Origin of the sequence: Microbulbifer sp. MCCC 1A16149 (assembly GCF_050368945.1) — a bacterium.
Lineage (GTDB): Bacteria > Pseudomonadota > Gammaproteobacteria > Pseudomonadales > Cellvibrionaceae > Microbulbifer.
In genome coordinates, this window is record NZ_CP185959.1 from 3,793,419 (window position 1) to 3,806,895 (window position 13,477).

Sequence of the window (13,477 nt, forward strand, 5' to 3'; positions counted from 1 at the left end):
GTTACATGGCCGCTGAATCCGTAATTTTTACACTACAGTTAATGCAGTAGCTCCGCCGGCTCAGGCGTGTATCGGGCACTAAGCCTGTACCTAAACAGCTACTTTGCAATCCTAGTGTGCAGCAATGGCACAAGCAGCGTATACAGTAGTCGAGGTCGCAAGAATGAATACGCAATTACCGGCGAAGACCCAGAGCTCAGCCAAGTCCGATCTTTTCGCCACACCGCAGAAGGCTCCGCCGTCCGCCAAAAACCTGCAGTCTAAAAGCCTCAAGAAAAGCACCAACCTGAGCCTTCGATACCCCAAAGAACTAGAACATTGTTTTGTACTTGGCAACAATTAAGCGACAACCCGGACATTCACCCCATTGCCAGGCTATGAACACCCAAAAACTCACCGCTACCCGGTGAGTTTTTCCTTGCTCGACCGTCTTAACCCCAAAAGGCCGAGAAAACCCAAGCTGGGTAGCTGGTCCCAATTTTTACCCGCCGGGAATAACGGCCCTAACTAAAACTCGAATAAATACAAACTACCGCACCCTATGCCTAACGACGCCTCTTCAAAAACGCGCCGCTTCCGCAGCGCCCGCTGGTTCGACGACAAGGCCCATGCGGATCACACCGCCCTGTACCTGGAGCGCTACTTCAACTTCGGTCTCACCCGTGAGGAGTTGCAGTCCGGCAAGCCGATCATCGGCATCGCCCAGACCGGCAGCGACCTCACACCCTGTAATCGCCATCACAAGGATCTGGCACAGCGGGTCAAAGACGGTATCCGCGACGCCGGCGGTATCCCCATGGAATTTCCGGTACACCCGATTTTCGAGCAGGGCCGCCGTCCTACCGCCGCACTGGACCGCAATCTCGCGACCCTGGGCCTGATCGAGATCCTGCACGGCTACCCGGTGGATGCGGTGGTACTGACCACCGGCTGCGACAAGACCACACCCGCGACCCTGATGGCCGCACTGCAACTGGATATCCCCGCCATCGTCTATTCCGGCGGCCCCATGCTAAACGGCTGGCGGCCGGTCAGTTGTGAGGGCGATGCCGACAAAAACGAGCGCGAGGAGCGCGTAGGCTCGGGTACCGCCATCTGGCAGAACCGGGAACGCATGGCCAGGGGCGAACTGGATTACGCCGGCTTTATGGATGCGTCGGCGGAATCTGTGCCCAGCGTCGGCCACTGCAACACCATGGGAACCGCGCTGTCGATGAACGCACTGGCAGAGGTGCTCGGTATGTCGCTACCAGGTTGCGCCGCAATTCCCGCCCCCTACAAGGAACGGGCGCAGATGGGGTACCACACCGGGCGGCGCATTGTGAAAATGGCGTTCGAGAATCTGAAACCATCGGACATCCTTACCCGTCAGTCTTTCCTTAATGCGGTGATCGCCTGCAGCGCCCTCGGCGGTTCGACCAATGCGGTGGTGCACCTGCTGGCACTGGCCCGGGGCCTGAAAGGCGTGGAGCTGACCATGGACGACTGGCAGCACTACGGCGAAGACATTCCCCTACTGGTGAACTGCATGCCGGCAGGCAAGTATCTGGGGGAAGAGTTCTACCGCGCTGGCGGAGTGCCCGCCCTTATCAAGCAGCTCATCGAAGACGACCTGATAGACGGCAGCCAGATGACAGTCACCGGGCACAGCCTGGAGCACAACTGCGCGCATTTTTCGGTAGGTAATCGCGATGTGATTTTCCCCACGGAAACCCCGCTGATGGAAAAGGCCGGTTTCGCGATCATGCGCAGCAATTTTTTCGACTCGGCGCTGATGAAAAAATCCGTCATCAACGACGACTTCCGCAACAAGTACCTGAAGGATCCACAGCGCCCAAACTGCTTCACTGCCCGCGCCATCGTGTTCGAGGGGCCGGAAGACTACCGCGCGCGTATCGATGATCCCGCACTGGATATCGACGAACACTGCATTCTGGTGGTGCGCAATGTGGGCCCGGTGGGTTACCCGGGTTCAGCGGAAGTAGTGAACATGCTGCCGCCCAAGCGACTGGTCAAGGCTGGTATCAGCTGCCTGCCCACCCTGGGCGACGGTCGCCAAAGCGGCACTTCCGGCAGTCCCTCCATTCTGCATATCTCCCCGGAGGCTGCCGCCGGCGGCGGTATCGCCCTGCTCGCCACCGGTGACATGATCGAGGTAGACCTGGACGGACACCGGGTAGATGTGAAGCTAAGTGCCGAAGAACTCGCTGCTCGACGCGCACAATTGCAACAACCCGTGTTGCGCAACCAGACGCCGTGGCAGGAGATCTATCGCACCACGGTCAGCCAGCTAGAAACCGGTGCGGTCCTGGAAACGGAAGAGGAATACGTGCGGATCCTGGACACGCATCCCGTGGGCCGACATTCTCACTGATGCGCACGGATTCGCACTATTTGGACGAACCGGAAACCACACTCGGCAAACGGCTGCTATCTTTTGGGCTCATCTAGTTAACGCCCGGGGAAAGCAGCCATGGCATCCAGCCCGTTAAAGATTCTCGCCATATCCGGCAGTCTGCGTAACAGCTCGTTCAACAGTGCCGCGCTGGAAACCGCGGCAGAGATTGCCGGCGACAGCGCTGAATTCACTTTCGCAGACCTGTCCGCGATCCCGCTTTACGACCAGGACCTGCGTGACAAGGGCGTACCCGAAGCGGTGGAAACCCTGCAGCAGCAGGTGTTGGACGCCGATGCCATTCTGTTCTCTACCCCGGAGTACAACTACTCGGTTTCCGGAGTGCTGAAAAATGCCATCGACTGGCTATCGCGTGTAGACCCGCAACCTTTTGCGGACAAGCCCGTTGCGGTGATGAGTGCGAGTATGAGTGCATTCGGCGGTGCGCGGGCGCAGTATGACCTGCGCCGGATCCTGATTTACCTGGATGCCCACTTTGTGAATAAGCCGGAAGTGATGATCAGCTTTGCGCACAAGAAGTTTGATGACAAAGGCAAGCTCACCGATGAGGACACCAGAAAATTTGTCGGGGATCTGGTGACAGCTCTGGATAAGTGGGCGAAGCGGTTGGCATGAGCGACAGTTTTACGCGGTCACCGCCGTGCGATCAATAGTATCGCTGGTGCGCGCCCGGCGGTTCCACCACCGCTCGTGAAAATAGAAAGCCACCGTATTGCAGGCCGGCTCCACCAGTGCCAGAGCGCTACCGACCCAGAAGTCACCAGTCATCACAAACCCAACGGTGAAAGCGACGGCCATGTGCACAAATGCGAAGCTACAGGTCTTTTTCATGGTGCTAACATCCTCTCAGTGTGGCGGTCATTGCGCTGGCAACTTCCCGCGCAGCCGTATTCAATACACGCATTATTGAGAATAATTCTTATCTATAAAACACCATTGATTCTCTCGCCCTGATAGATGCGACTAATGGGTCAAAAAAGGAGAGCGTCAATCACCCGAGCAACAACTTCCCCTCAATGGGAATAAACTGATCGGCAGCATCCATCAGCGATTTCGCGGTGAGGGCCTCGACCCCGTAGACCTCAACCCGCTTTCCTTTGGCGGTACGCAGCTTGTCCACCAGAATCGAGAAGTCTCCATCCCCCGAAACCAGAATCACGACATCAGCGTCCGCAGACTCTTCCAGCGCATCGATGGTGATGCCCACATCCCAATCGCCCTTGGCTGATCCATCCGCGCGCTGGATAAACGGCTTCAGTTTCACCTCGAAGCCGATTGCACGCAGTATCTTCTGGAAGGCCTGCTGTTTCTGGTCCCCGCGATCCACGGCATAGGCGATCGCTTTAACCACATCCCTACCAGCTGTAGCCTGGGCCCAGAATACGTTGTAATCAAAGTTCCGGCTGAACGCCTGCCTGGTGGTGTAGTAGACATTCTGGACGTCAGCCAATATGAGGATTTTTTTAATGGCACACCATCCAAGTTTGAGTTAATCATTTCCCGGCCAGTACGACCGACTTATTCAGTATTGTTCGCTATCGAATATACCTCGCGCTTTATCGTTCGGCCAAACGTAAAACGCCAGGCATTGCCCGGCGTTTTCATCTTACGTTTCTAAACAATCTCGCGCACGGGACCGGATTATCCCTACCCTTTAAGCACGAAAATAACTTCTCGATTTTTAATAGTAGCCAACACTGTCAGCGTAGCTAATCAGTTTGCTGCCGTAGTTGCCGCCCCACTCATAGCCATAGCGGCGCTCCGCATCAATCGCCATGATGTCGTATTGCTTGATACCGGAACGATCGGCGAAGAAGCCGGTGTCATCGCCCAGGTTGTAGAAGCGGTACCACATGGTACTTCCCGCTTTGCTCTGGATCGGGTTGTAGGTGTCGTCGTCACTGCTGCTTGCGCGCTTTACATAAGCGGTATCGGCAACCTGTACCGCGGGGCTGCGGTACCAGGCCAGTGCGGCGCGCACTGACGCTTCCACTTCCTCTGTCTGCGGCTGCGACATCAGGAAGGCAGTTACCAGCATAGACTCCTTGCCGCTTTTGGATTCCAGCTCGTAGCTGCGCGCACCGCGGGGCTCATAGGTGACCGGGTCATGCTGGGCGCACCATACGGTTTTTGCATCCGCCTGCACAATCTGCGCCTTCAGAATAAATTCCACGCCTTTACCGATGGCAGCCTGCATGCGGGTGCGCTGTTCATCGGTAAACAGGTCACCATCCAGCGGTGCTTCCAGACGCGTGGCGTGATCCAGCAGGATCAGGACACGCGCCATAGCGCCGTCATTGAAGGTGACATGATTGGAGTAAGTAGTACCGGTACGCTTGGGGTAGACCTGCGGCCAGCCACCACTTTCGTATTGCATGGTGAGCAGAAACTCGAGCGCATCACGGGCAGCGTCGCGGTACTTGGAATCTCCACTGCGCTGATATACGTCAGCCAGGAACATCAATTCGGTCACGGTGGCATCGTTGTCGATGGTGCCGAGTTCCACACCACCTTCCCCGGTCCAACCGGAACGGTCGCTGCTGCCATTCCACGGCGCGTCGTAGGTGGATTCATCATTTTTGTAGAACCCGCCGTGTTCCATCTGCCAGGTGATCATATTGTCCGCGCGGGTCTGGTCTGCAGCCAGGCTGCTACCCAGCCAGGACTTGTAGTTATCCAGCTCACCGTAAATCGGGTTGCCCGTTTGCGGCAGGATGACCGCGTCCGAGCCGCCGGAAGAGGACGAAGAGCTGGAACCACCGGAGGAAGAGGAACTGCTCGATGAGCTGGAGCTACCGCCGGAAGAACTGGACGAGCTGCTCGAAGAACTGGAACTCGAGGAGCTGGAAGAACTGGAACTCGAGGAGCTGGAAGAACTGGAGGAGCTGCCACCGTCTCCACCGCCGCCCCCACATGCGGTGAGCAGAACAGAAAGTGTGACTGCGGCAAACGGCATCCATTTCATATTAAACATAACTATACCTGTAAGGCTGAAGGAACTGCGCCGCCCGGCAGTAAGCTCGGGCACCTGCTTTATCGAGCGCACCGTCAACCGCCTTGTGCGCTGTTACTTTTCTTTCTCCAGAGCCAAAAAAGCCCCGCAAGCGGGGCAAAAAATGGCAAAGGGTACAAGAGGGAATTAGAAATCCACGGTCAGGCCAAGCTGGTAAGCCGGGCCGTAGGCTTCCACGTTGTACAGGATGCGACCGCCGGAATCGGCATTGCCCGAGAAGTACTGCTGGTCAACATTATCGGACAGGTTCACCGCATCGAAGTAGGCGCGCACGCCGTCAGCTACACGGTAGGTTGCCTTGATATCGAAGGTCAGGGACTCGTCCTGGTACATGTCCGCCCACACGCGACAGTTCGCTGCGTAACCCAGCTCGGCATCCGCAGAGATATCAGCTGCGGTACAGCCACCGATGCGTTTCAGGATTTCGCTGGTGTAGTTGGCGATAAAGCGCACGGAGAAGTCATCGTTCTCCCAGCCCAGTGTCAGGTTAGCGGCGGTGTCTGCGGTTTCCGGCAACTGAATGGAACCAGCGCGCACGGAGTCACCCACGTTACCGTCACTGCTCTGCAGGGTCAGGTTGGACTGAACGAAAATGTTGTCCAGGTAGCGACCGATATTGTGATCGTCCCACTGACCGTCAAAGTAGTGGCTGGCGCTCAGCTCCATACCGTAAACCTTTGCGGATTCACCGTTCAGGTAGGTATTGACGTTGGTCAGCTGGAGGTCCGCCGGGATCTGGAACAGGTCTATCTGATCGATCGGCAGCGCAAACGGGGTGTCCGCGATATTCATACGAATACCGTTGGCATCAACGATGAAGTCCTTGATGTCTTTGTAGAACAGCGCACCTTCGAGGAAAGTGCTCTCGCCGTAGTAACTCAGGGACAGGTCGAGGTTGGTCGCGCGCATCGGGTCCAGCGACGGGTTACCGATACGTACGGTGTTGTCACCGGACATGGCGAAGTTATCGCGCTGGTAATCGAGATCACCGCGGGCGGAACCGATATCGTTCGGGTCTTCGTTACACTGGCCGACAAACTCGGAGTCGGGATCGGTGTTACAGAAAACTACGCGATCGGTGACTTCGAAGAAGGCACGGCTTTTACCAAAGTCCGGACGGGAAAAGCTGGTCCAGATGGATGCACGGCCCAGCAGGTTATCGCTCAGTTCGTGGCGGTAATGCAGTGCCGGCAGGAAGATGCCGTAATCGTTACCGGTCTGCTCCAGCGGCAGGGCGATATCCAGCGAGGTCAGGCCCTGGCTGTCTTCGTTGCGGTCGTTGCGCAGCGCCATATAACCGGTAGAGGTGAAATCGGTATAGGCGTAACGCGCACCGGCGATCAGCGTCGCTTCCGGCAGCACCTGCATTTCAGCCATCAGGTAGGCCGCAGCAGTATCTTCGGTCAGCTCGTAGTCGAGTCTGGTGGAATCCAGCTCTTTCTGTTCCGGGTCGTAGTTGTCACCAATAGCGCGGGTGCCGTTGATCAGGCGCTCGGCATCCTCACGGGTAATTACCGCGTGGTCAAAGTTGTCGTTGACCGGAACATAAGTGGTGAAGTCTCCCAGGCGGGCACCCGCCAGGGTGATACAGTCCAGGTCCCCGGCACAACCGGCTACCGCACGGTCAAACGGCACGATGCTCGCGCGGTTTTTGTCGTTGCTGCGGGTGCGCTGATTGACCTTCACACCAGTTTTCACGTAGTTCACCAGGCCCGCATCCCAGTCGTGACGCAGGTTGAAGGAGAACTGGTCGACGGCGTCTTTACGCAGGGAATCTTCCAGGAACAGGTTGTCGTAGTTCAGGTTGGGCTGTTTTACCTTGCCGTACTGGTAACCGTTCGGGCCGGATACGGCGCCGGAGGCGATGGTGCCGTTCTCAACCAGCTCGTCGAGCTGCGGGCCGGAAATCAGCTGGCCATTCAGGAATTCATCACCGTAGCTGCCCAGAGCGTTCAGTTCACGCAGGCGGAACTGCACACGGCGGCCGTCCGGCTTGGCGTTTTCACTGCGCGAGGAAACTACTTCGTAGTCCATTTCCCAGCCGTCGCCAAAGCGGTTCTCACCGCCCAGTGCCACGGTGTCGGTGGTGACTTCAGATTCCTGGATAAAGAATTGCTGCTGCAGGTCGACACTGCTGCCGCCAAATACCTGGTTGTCTTTATCGATAAAGGCCAGGTCTTCGTCACCGTTATCCCAGTTAAAGCGATAGTACTCGCGCATGGCGATATCGTTGTCCGAGTAACTGGTGTGGTTCAACTTCAGGTGGTAGCGGCTGTCGTCGTTGGGTTGATACTCAACGTTCAGCAGGCCGGCCATACGCTCACGCTCGGCGTTTTCCTCGTAGGTAGTGAATTCCCACGGGATGATCATCTGCTCACCACCCAACTCCACATACTGGGGCAGTGTGCTGCTGTGGTGCTTGGTCTGGAAGCCGCGGGTTTTACGCTTTTCCCAGGAACCGGTGTAGGCCACGCCGATGGTATCGTTCAGGAACAGGTTGGTGCCCTGGAGAGTGACCTTGGGAGAATCTGCTTCGACCTGGTCCTGATAGTAATTCTGCGCGCGGAACTTCAGGCTGGTTTTGCCCCGGTCCAGCGCGGACAGGGTTTTCACGTTGATGGAACCGCCGATCGCGTCCAGTTCCATATCCGGCGTGAGGGATTTGTTCACCTCGATGGACTGCAGTACGTCGGACGGCAGGCTGTCGAGGGAGAAGGCGCGGTCCTCCAGCGCTTCGTCGGTACCGCCACCGGCGTTCGCCATGGCACCGCCGTCCATACGCACGCTTACCATGCCCGCGCCAAGGCCGCGCAGGTTGACGAATTTACCTTCACCTTCGCTCTTCTGCAGGGTGATACCCGGCATACGCTGCAGCAATTCGGCCACGTTCTGGTCAGAGAAGTTACCGGCATCGTCCTGGGTCACAATGGAGCTGAAGTTGTCCTTGCCGCGCTCGGCTGCACGTGCGTTCAGGTCAGCATTGCGCACGCCTTCTACATAAACTTCTTCCACAGCAGCACTGGAAGACTCTTCCTGCTGCTCCTGCTCCGCTTCCTGGGCTACCAGAGAGGCGGAAGTAGCCATGGCGATGGCCATGGCGAGAATCTGTTTCTTATAAGTCATTTTGACTCTCCCATCGGTTTTAATAGGCCCCTTGTCCGCTGGGGCCACTTCGATGTTTTTTGAAGGCCGCCGGCCTGGCACTTAGACCGGCGGCTCACCTTTAGCTGGGCGATTCACGCAGCTTACTGGTAGCTCACCTTGAAGTTGTCGATCACGACCGGCATGCCTTCGGTACCGCTGTCGCAGCGAACCTGTAGGAAGGAGTTGGCGGTACCGATATGGTCTTCCGGATCACTTTCGATGGTGACGGTGCCCAGCGGCTGATCGCCGTCAGCCAGTTGGGAAGCGTACTTCTCTACCAGCTTGGAGCTGCCACCGTGCAGGGACTTGCTGGAGCTGGAGGTATTGTTGTCCACATATACCTGACACTTGCCGCTTTCCACCGAGGTGTTGGGGTTCTCTGTCACCTCGAATGTGATCACGTAGGGCTTGCTCAGATCCAGATCGCCGCGGCCGGTAGTATCGGTGTCCGCAGTGTCCACATCCGGGGTGGCATCACCGATGGAGAAGCGGGCGTTGTGCAGGGCCAGGGTGCCACCGGCAACGGTGATACGAGAGCTGCCACTGGTGACGTTGAACATTGGCTTGCTCGCGTCGCCAGACTGACCGCGGTACTCGGCGGTGAAGAAGTTGGTGCTTTCGGTTTCCGAGTCTTCCACCAGGCCAACGCCGTTGAAGTTCTCGTCAAATACCGCGGATGCATCGGCTCCGGCGTAAACGTCCAGCTCACCGATACCTGCAGGCAGTTCACCAACCAGCTCTTCAGCGGTCAGGCCCGCGGCAGTGGCGTTGTCGGTCCACACCAGCCAGTCGACATTTGCGTAGAACTCACTGCTGGAACCTTCACCGATGCGCATGCGGCTGCTGGAAGAACCACCGTCGCGACCGTTACCGGTAAAGCTGCCAACTTCCACACCGTCGCGGTAGATGGTCGCGGTGATGTAGTCGGTGGTAGTGGCCGGATCAACCACGGTAAAGGCCACCTGATAGGTGTGGTAGCCATCGCTCATGTCCATATCCACTTCCGCGGTAGAGTCATCAGACAGGAACTTATCCAGCTGAATCTTGCTGCCGTCCGGACGCAGGATGGTTTTGATACGCGCGGGACCGCGATCGACAATACCGCCGTCACCGAGGTGAGTTTCGATTTCGAAACCACGCGCACCCTGAGATGCCGCAAAGGAGGTATCGATACGGGTTACGAAGGTGAAGTGCTTGGGATACGTGGTGGCATCACCAACGATGACGTCGTTCAGGTCACCAACCGGCTTGGCATCCGCACCAATGGTGTCCAGGGTCATGATGCCCAGATCGTCGCTGGTGAAGAACGGCAGTTCGTCTTCGCCAAATTCGAAGCTGGTCGCTTCACTACCGTTGATTACCACCGCGCCCAGCTCGCCCGGGTGCATACAACCATCGTAAACATTCCACAGGATGCTGTTGGTCGCAGACGGATCGACAGAGGTGGTCGGAGAGCAGTTATCGCCAACGGGTGCTTCCGGAGTTGCCATGGCGGCCTCACTCCATTCGCCCGCACCGACATTGTTCACCGCGCGTACCCATACGTTGTAGGTGCTGCCATTTTCCAGCTCGGTCAGGGTGGTGCTGGTCTCGGTCAGGCCTTCAACGGTGTCCGCGACGGTCACATCGTCGCCAGTGCTGTAAGCCACGTCGTAGCTGATCGCACCAATGGCGGAAGCCCAGCTGACCGCGATCTGCGCGTCGGTAGCAAACAGGCTCGGCGCTTCCAGCGCATCCGGCGCGGTGGCCGGCTGGAATACGGTACAAGCGGGCAGGTCGCCCTGGGTGTCGTCTTCCTGGCGTTCAACCAGCAGGTCATCGAAGATTACCGAGCTGCCACCTTCCACACGGAACTGCAGGAAAGAAGTCGCGGTACCCACCTGAGATGGGCGCACGTCTTTCACTTCACCGCCCTGCTCAAAAGTAATGTCACCCGGCACATTGATTTGTACGCGCTTGCCCGGGATCAGGTCGGCGGCCGGTACGTTGAAAATTCGCGAACCGGAACCACCGCCACCCCATACGGAGTTGGCTTCACCGGAGGTGTTGTTATCCACATACACCTGCATGTTGCGGCTGCCGGAAGCATCTTTCACACAGAACGAAATCCGGTATGGCTGGCTCAGGTCCAGTTCACCCCAGGTGGTTACGTCGTCGGAGGTAGTGGTGTCTTTTTTCGGATCCGCGTCGTCGATATCCGGGCGGGTCTGGCCGGCAGCAAAACGACCGGTATCCAGCAGCATGGCCGGGTTGCCGTTGTCGCTGACGATCCCCATCTGGTTCAGGGAAACTTCAACGCCGTCTGCAGGGTTGTCATTCAGGAAGAAACAGCAGGTGGGATAGTAGAAAGACGGCCACGCGTCTTCCGCATTATTGGCGTCGAGCGCCTTGTATTCCTGGCTGAAGAAGAATTGCGTATCCGCTTCGTCAAAGTTGACGAAAAGGTCGTCACCGAAGTTTTCGGAAAGGATCGGGCCTTCGGCGCCACCGCCGGATGAGCCGCCACTTGAAGAGCTGCCACCGGAAGAACTGCTGGAAACCGGCGGTGGAGTGGTAACCACGTCCCCCTGGTTATTCTCATCAGCACCACCGCCGCCACACGCGGTCAGTGTCCCCATAATGCACAGTGCGAGTGCGGACTTTGCCCAAGGTAAAGGTTTCATGCTCACCCCTTCTCTCTCTTTGTCAGTCGTTATTTTTATGAGCCTGGTTACATCCCCCGGATGCCGCACTTATTTGGTGCGGTAACCACCCAGGCCCAGTTCTAATACTTATTGGTTTGGCAATCTAACCAGATTGGTTTGGCATATACAACCGTTAGTACCAATTGGTAATGAAGATATTTGTGACTTGGGTCAGACAGGCGGAATTTCGCTCTTTTCCGCACAATTAGTGGGCAAAAACGCCGTTTTTTGTAGTTTAACTACATTGGTAGTGAGCTGTAGCGGGGTGTCGGAAGCAAAAAAGCACCACACAAAGCGGTGCTTTTCTGAGCAAATGCGGTCAGGCCACAATTTGGTGCGCCTGACCAAAATTAGTGATTCAGGGAGCAGCCTCAATCAACAGATCATCCACTACGACTGTGGCACCGCTTTCAGTTCGCAGTGTGATAAATGAGTTGGCACTGGCGGTCAGGCCAGGCACGGTGTAGGTCTGGCCGGGCACCAGGTCGCTGATCAGCACCTGATGGAACTTCGAGCTGCTGCCCCAGATCGAGTTGCCACTGGACGGAGTGTTGTTGTCCACGTAGATCTGGAAGTTACGGCTGGTATCGTCACCGATGCTGACCACGGTAAACGAGATCTGCCAGGGCACGCTCAGGTCGAACACACCGGTATTGCTGTCGCCACTGGTGGTGCTTACTTCCGGCGTGGTATTGCCGATAGAAACCCGGCTGCCAGTGAGGCTGAGCGCGCCGCTCTGGATTTCTGCAGTGCCGGTGACGCGGTAATACATGGGCGTACCTTCTCCCGGGGCACCGGTAAGATCGCGATAGCTGTTGCTAAAAAAGCCCGCGGTATCGGTGGCGAAGTTCTCCGCGTAGGGCAGCGCCACGTCTTCGGCAATCGGCTCTTCCTCTACCGGCACTTTATCTACCGGGGTAACCGGGTCGGGAATTTCCAAATCCGATTGGTCCAGCTTGCCCCTGCCGGCGTTGGCAATAACGTAGTCTTTCAGTCCATCTGTAGCGTCGAGGGTGTAGGGGTAAGGTACGGTATAGGAGGATGTGGATTCCCCATCTTCGGCGGTGATATCGGTTCCGCCTCCGCTGGTCCAGGTCACGCCGCTACCGAAAACATTGCCGCTGAGATTCCAGTAACCAATCACGTCGGAATAAAACGACACAATCGGGTTCTGGGTATTTTCGAAAATATTGTTTTCGATCAGCATCTCGGCACCGGCGCGGGAGTTGATCGCGGTGGAGCGGATGTTGTTGTAGTAGTTGTTGTACACATGCCCTTTACCGTGGCGGTACAGCGGCACACGGGATTCCAGGTTTTCGAACCGGTTGTGGTGGAAAGTGATCAGTCGATCCGTATCCGGATTGGTGTCGTTCTCCGTGTGACCGTGCAGGGAGGTTTTCCACGAGTCGTGCAGATAGTTATACGACAGGGTGATGTAGCGGGCACCGCTTTTCGAATCGATCAGGCCGTCGTAGTAGTTCTTGTCTACATTCAGCGAGCTGTACAGTTCACAGTGATCAATCCAGATATGGCTGGTAGTGGAGCCATCGTCGTCCCCTTCGATACTGATCGCATCCTTTTCCTCGCCGGGCCAGGCTTCGTGGAACAGCAGGTTCTGCACGATGATATTATTGGCACGGCGAATTGAGAGACCGATACCGTCAAACTCCCCGTTTTCCCCCACCCCGATCAACGACACGTTATCCATATCCTTGATCTGGATACTGGCGCCGGTACCTGTATTGAAGTCGGTGATGGTGCCGTCGATATAGATGGTCACCGGCTGGCTCGCGCTCCTGGCTTCGTCCAGCTTGTCCTGCAGGTCGGCACCGTTGTTGACCGTATAAACCAGGCCACCGGCGCCGCCGGTCAGGTTGTACTCGTAGCCGGCGAAACCACCGTCGATACTTTCGCTACCTGCACCGGAGGAGGAGCCGGAACTGCTGGAGGAACCGGAAGAGCTCGACGAGCTGCTGGATGAACTGCCGCCCGATGAGGAACTGGAAGAACTGCTCGACGAGCTACTTGAAGACGAGCTCGAAGATGAACTGGAAGAGCTACTGGACGAACTGCTGCCGCTGTCACCACTGCCACCACCACCGCCACAGGCGGTGAGACCGGCGGCAAGCACCAGGGCCAGCAAAGCGTGTAGTGAACTTTGCATATCAATTATTCCTGATTAAAAGATCTGAAGCGCCCCGCGATTTTTCGCGGGGCTTT

At 57.0% G+C, this 13,477-nt stretch carries 8 protein-coding genes; 2 read left to right on the plus strand and 6 right to left on the minus strand.

What is annotated here, in order from left to right; all coding sequences use genetic code 11:
- Positions 1-541: 541 nt before the first annotated feature.
- Both ACONT6_RS15680 and ACONT6_RS15685 read left to right on the plus strand, forming a co-directional pair.
- The gene (locus ACONT6_RS15680) at positions 542-2,374 is read left to right on the plus strand and encodes an IlvD/Edd family dehydratase (protein WP_428819362.1); all 1,833 of its coding nucleotides are present in this window, start codon (positions 542-544) and stop codon (positions 2,372-2,374) included.
- A 99-nt stretch (positions 2,375-2,473) separates the two neighbouring features.
- Complete coding sequence (locus ACONT6_RS15685; RefSeq protein WP_428819363.1) at positions 2,474-3,031, plus strand: NADPH-dependent FMN reductase; 558 nt, start codon at positions 2,474-2,476, stop codon at positions 3,029-3,031.
- A gap of 9 nt (positions 3,032-3,040) precedes the next feature.
- Here the strand turns inward: ACONT6_RS15685 and ACONT6_RS15690 are convergent, their stop codons facing one another.
- The 6 genes from ACONT6_RS15690 to ACONT6_RS15715 form a co-directional block, all read right to left on the minus strand.
- On the minus strand, positions 3,041-3,247 hold the full coding sequence (locus tag ACONT6_RS15690) for a DUF2061 domain-containing protein (RefSeq protein WP_428819364.1): 207 nt from the start codon (positions 3,245-3,247) through the stop codon (positions 3,041-3,043).
- A 160-nt stretch (positions 3,248-3,407) separates the two neighbouring features.
- On the minus strand, positions 3,408-3,866 hold the full coding sequence (locus ACONT6_RS15695; protein ID WP_428819365.1) for an NYN domain-containing protein: 459 nt from the start codon (positions 3,864-3,866) through the stop codon (positions 3,408-3,410).
- Between the two features lie 231 nt (positions 3,867-4,097).
- Entirely contained in the window at positions 4,098-5,390 is a 1,293-nt protein-coding gene (gene pelA, locus ACONT6_RS15700; RefSeq protein ID WP_428819366.1) for a pectate lyase, read from the minus strand.
- 165 nt (positions 5,391-5,555) lie between these two features.
- Positions 5,556-8,552, minus strand: a complete 2,997-nt coding sequence (locus tag ACONT6_RS15705) for a TonB-dependent receptor (RefSeq protein ID WP_428819367.1) — start codon at positions 8,550-8,552, stop codon at positions 5,556-5,558.
- Positions 8,553-8,674: 122 nt separating this feature from the next.
- Positions 8,675-11,236, minus strand: a complete 2,562-nt coding sequence (locus tag ACONT6_RS15710) for a fibronectin type III domain-containing protein (protein WP_428819368.1) — start codon at positions 11,234-11,236, stop codon at positions 8,675-8,677.
- Positions 11,237-11,615: 379 nt separating this feature from the next.
- Positions 11,616-13,421 (minus strand): pectate lyase family protein, encoded by a 1,806-nt coding sequence (locus tag ACONT6_RS15715; RefSeq protein WP_428819369.1) that lies wholly within the window; start codon positions 13,419-13,421, stop codon positions 11,616-11,618.
- Between the last annotated feature and the right edge of the window lie 56 nt (positions 13,422-13,477).

Excerpts from the sequence above, each read along its gene's own strand:
- ACONT6_RS15680 (WP_428819362.1), top strand. The coding sequence starts at position 542 with ATGCCTAACGACGCCTCTTCAAAAACGCGCCGCTTCCGCAGCGCCCGC.
- ACONT6_RS15685 (WP_428819363.1), top strand. The coding sequence starts at position 2,474 with ATGGCATCCAGCCCGTTAAAGATTCTCGCCATATCCGGCAGTCTGCGT.
- ACONT6_RS15690 (WP_428819364.1), bottom strand. The coding sequence starts at position 3,247 with ATGAAAAAGACCTGTAGCTTCGCATTTGTGCACATGGCCGTCGCTTTC.
- pelA (WP_428819366.1), bottom strand. The coding sequence starts at position 5,390 with ATGTTTAATATGAAATGGATGCCGTTTGCCGCAGTCACACTTTCTGTT.
- ACONT6_RS15705 (WP_428819367.1), bottom strand. The coding sequence starts at position 8,552 with ATGACTTATAAGAAACAGATTCTCGCCATGGCCATCGCCATGGCTACT.
- ACONT6_RS15710 (WP_428819368.1), bottom strand. The coding sequence starts at position 11,236 with ATGAAACCTTTACCTTGGGCAAAGTCCGCACTCGCACTGTGCATTATG.
- ACONT6_RS15715 (WP_428819369.1), bottom strand. The coding sequence starts at position 13,421 with ATGCAAAGTTCACTACACGCTTTGCTGGCCCTGGTGCTTGCCGCCGGT.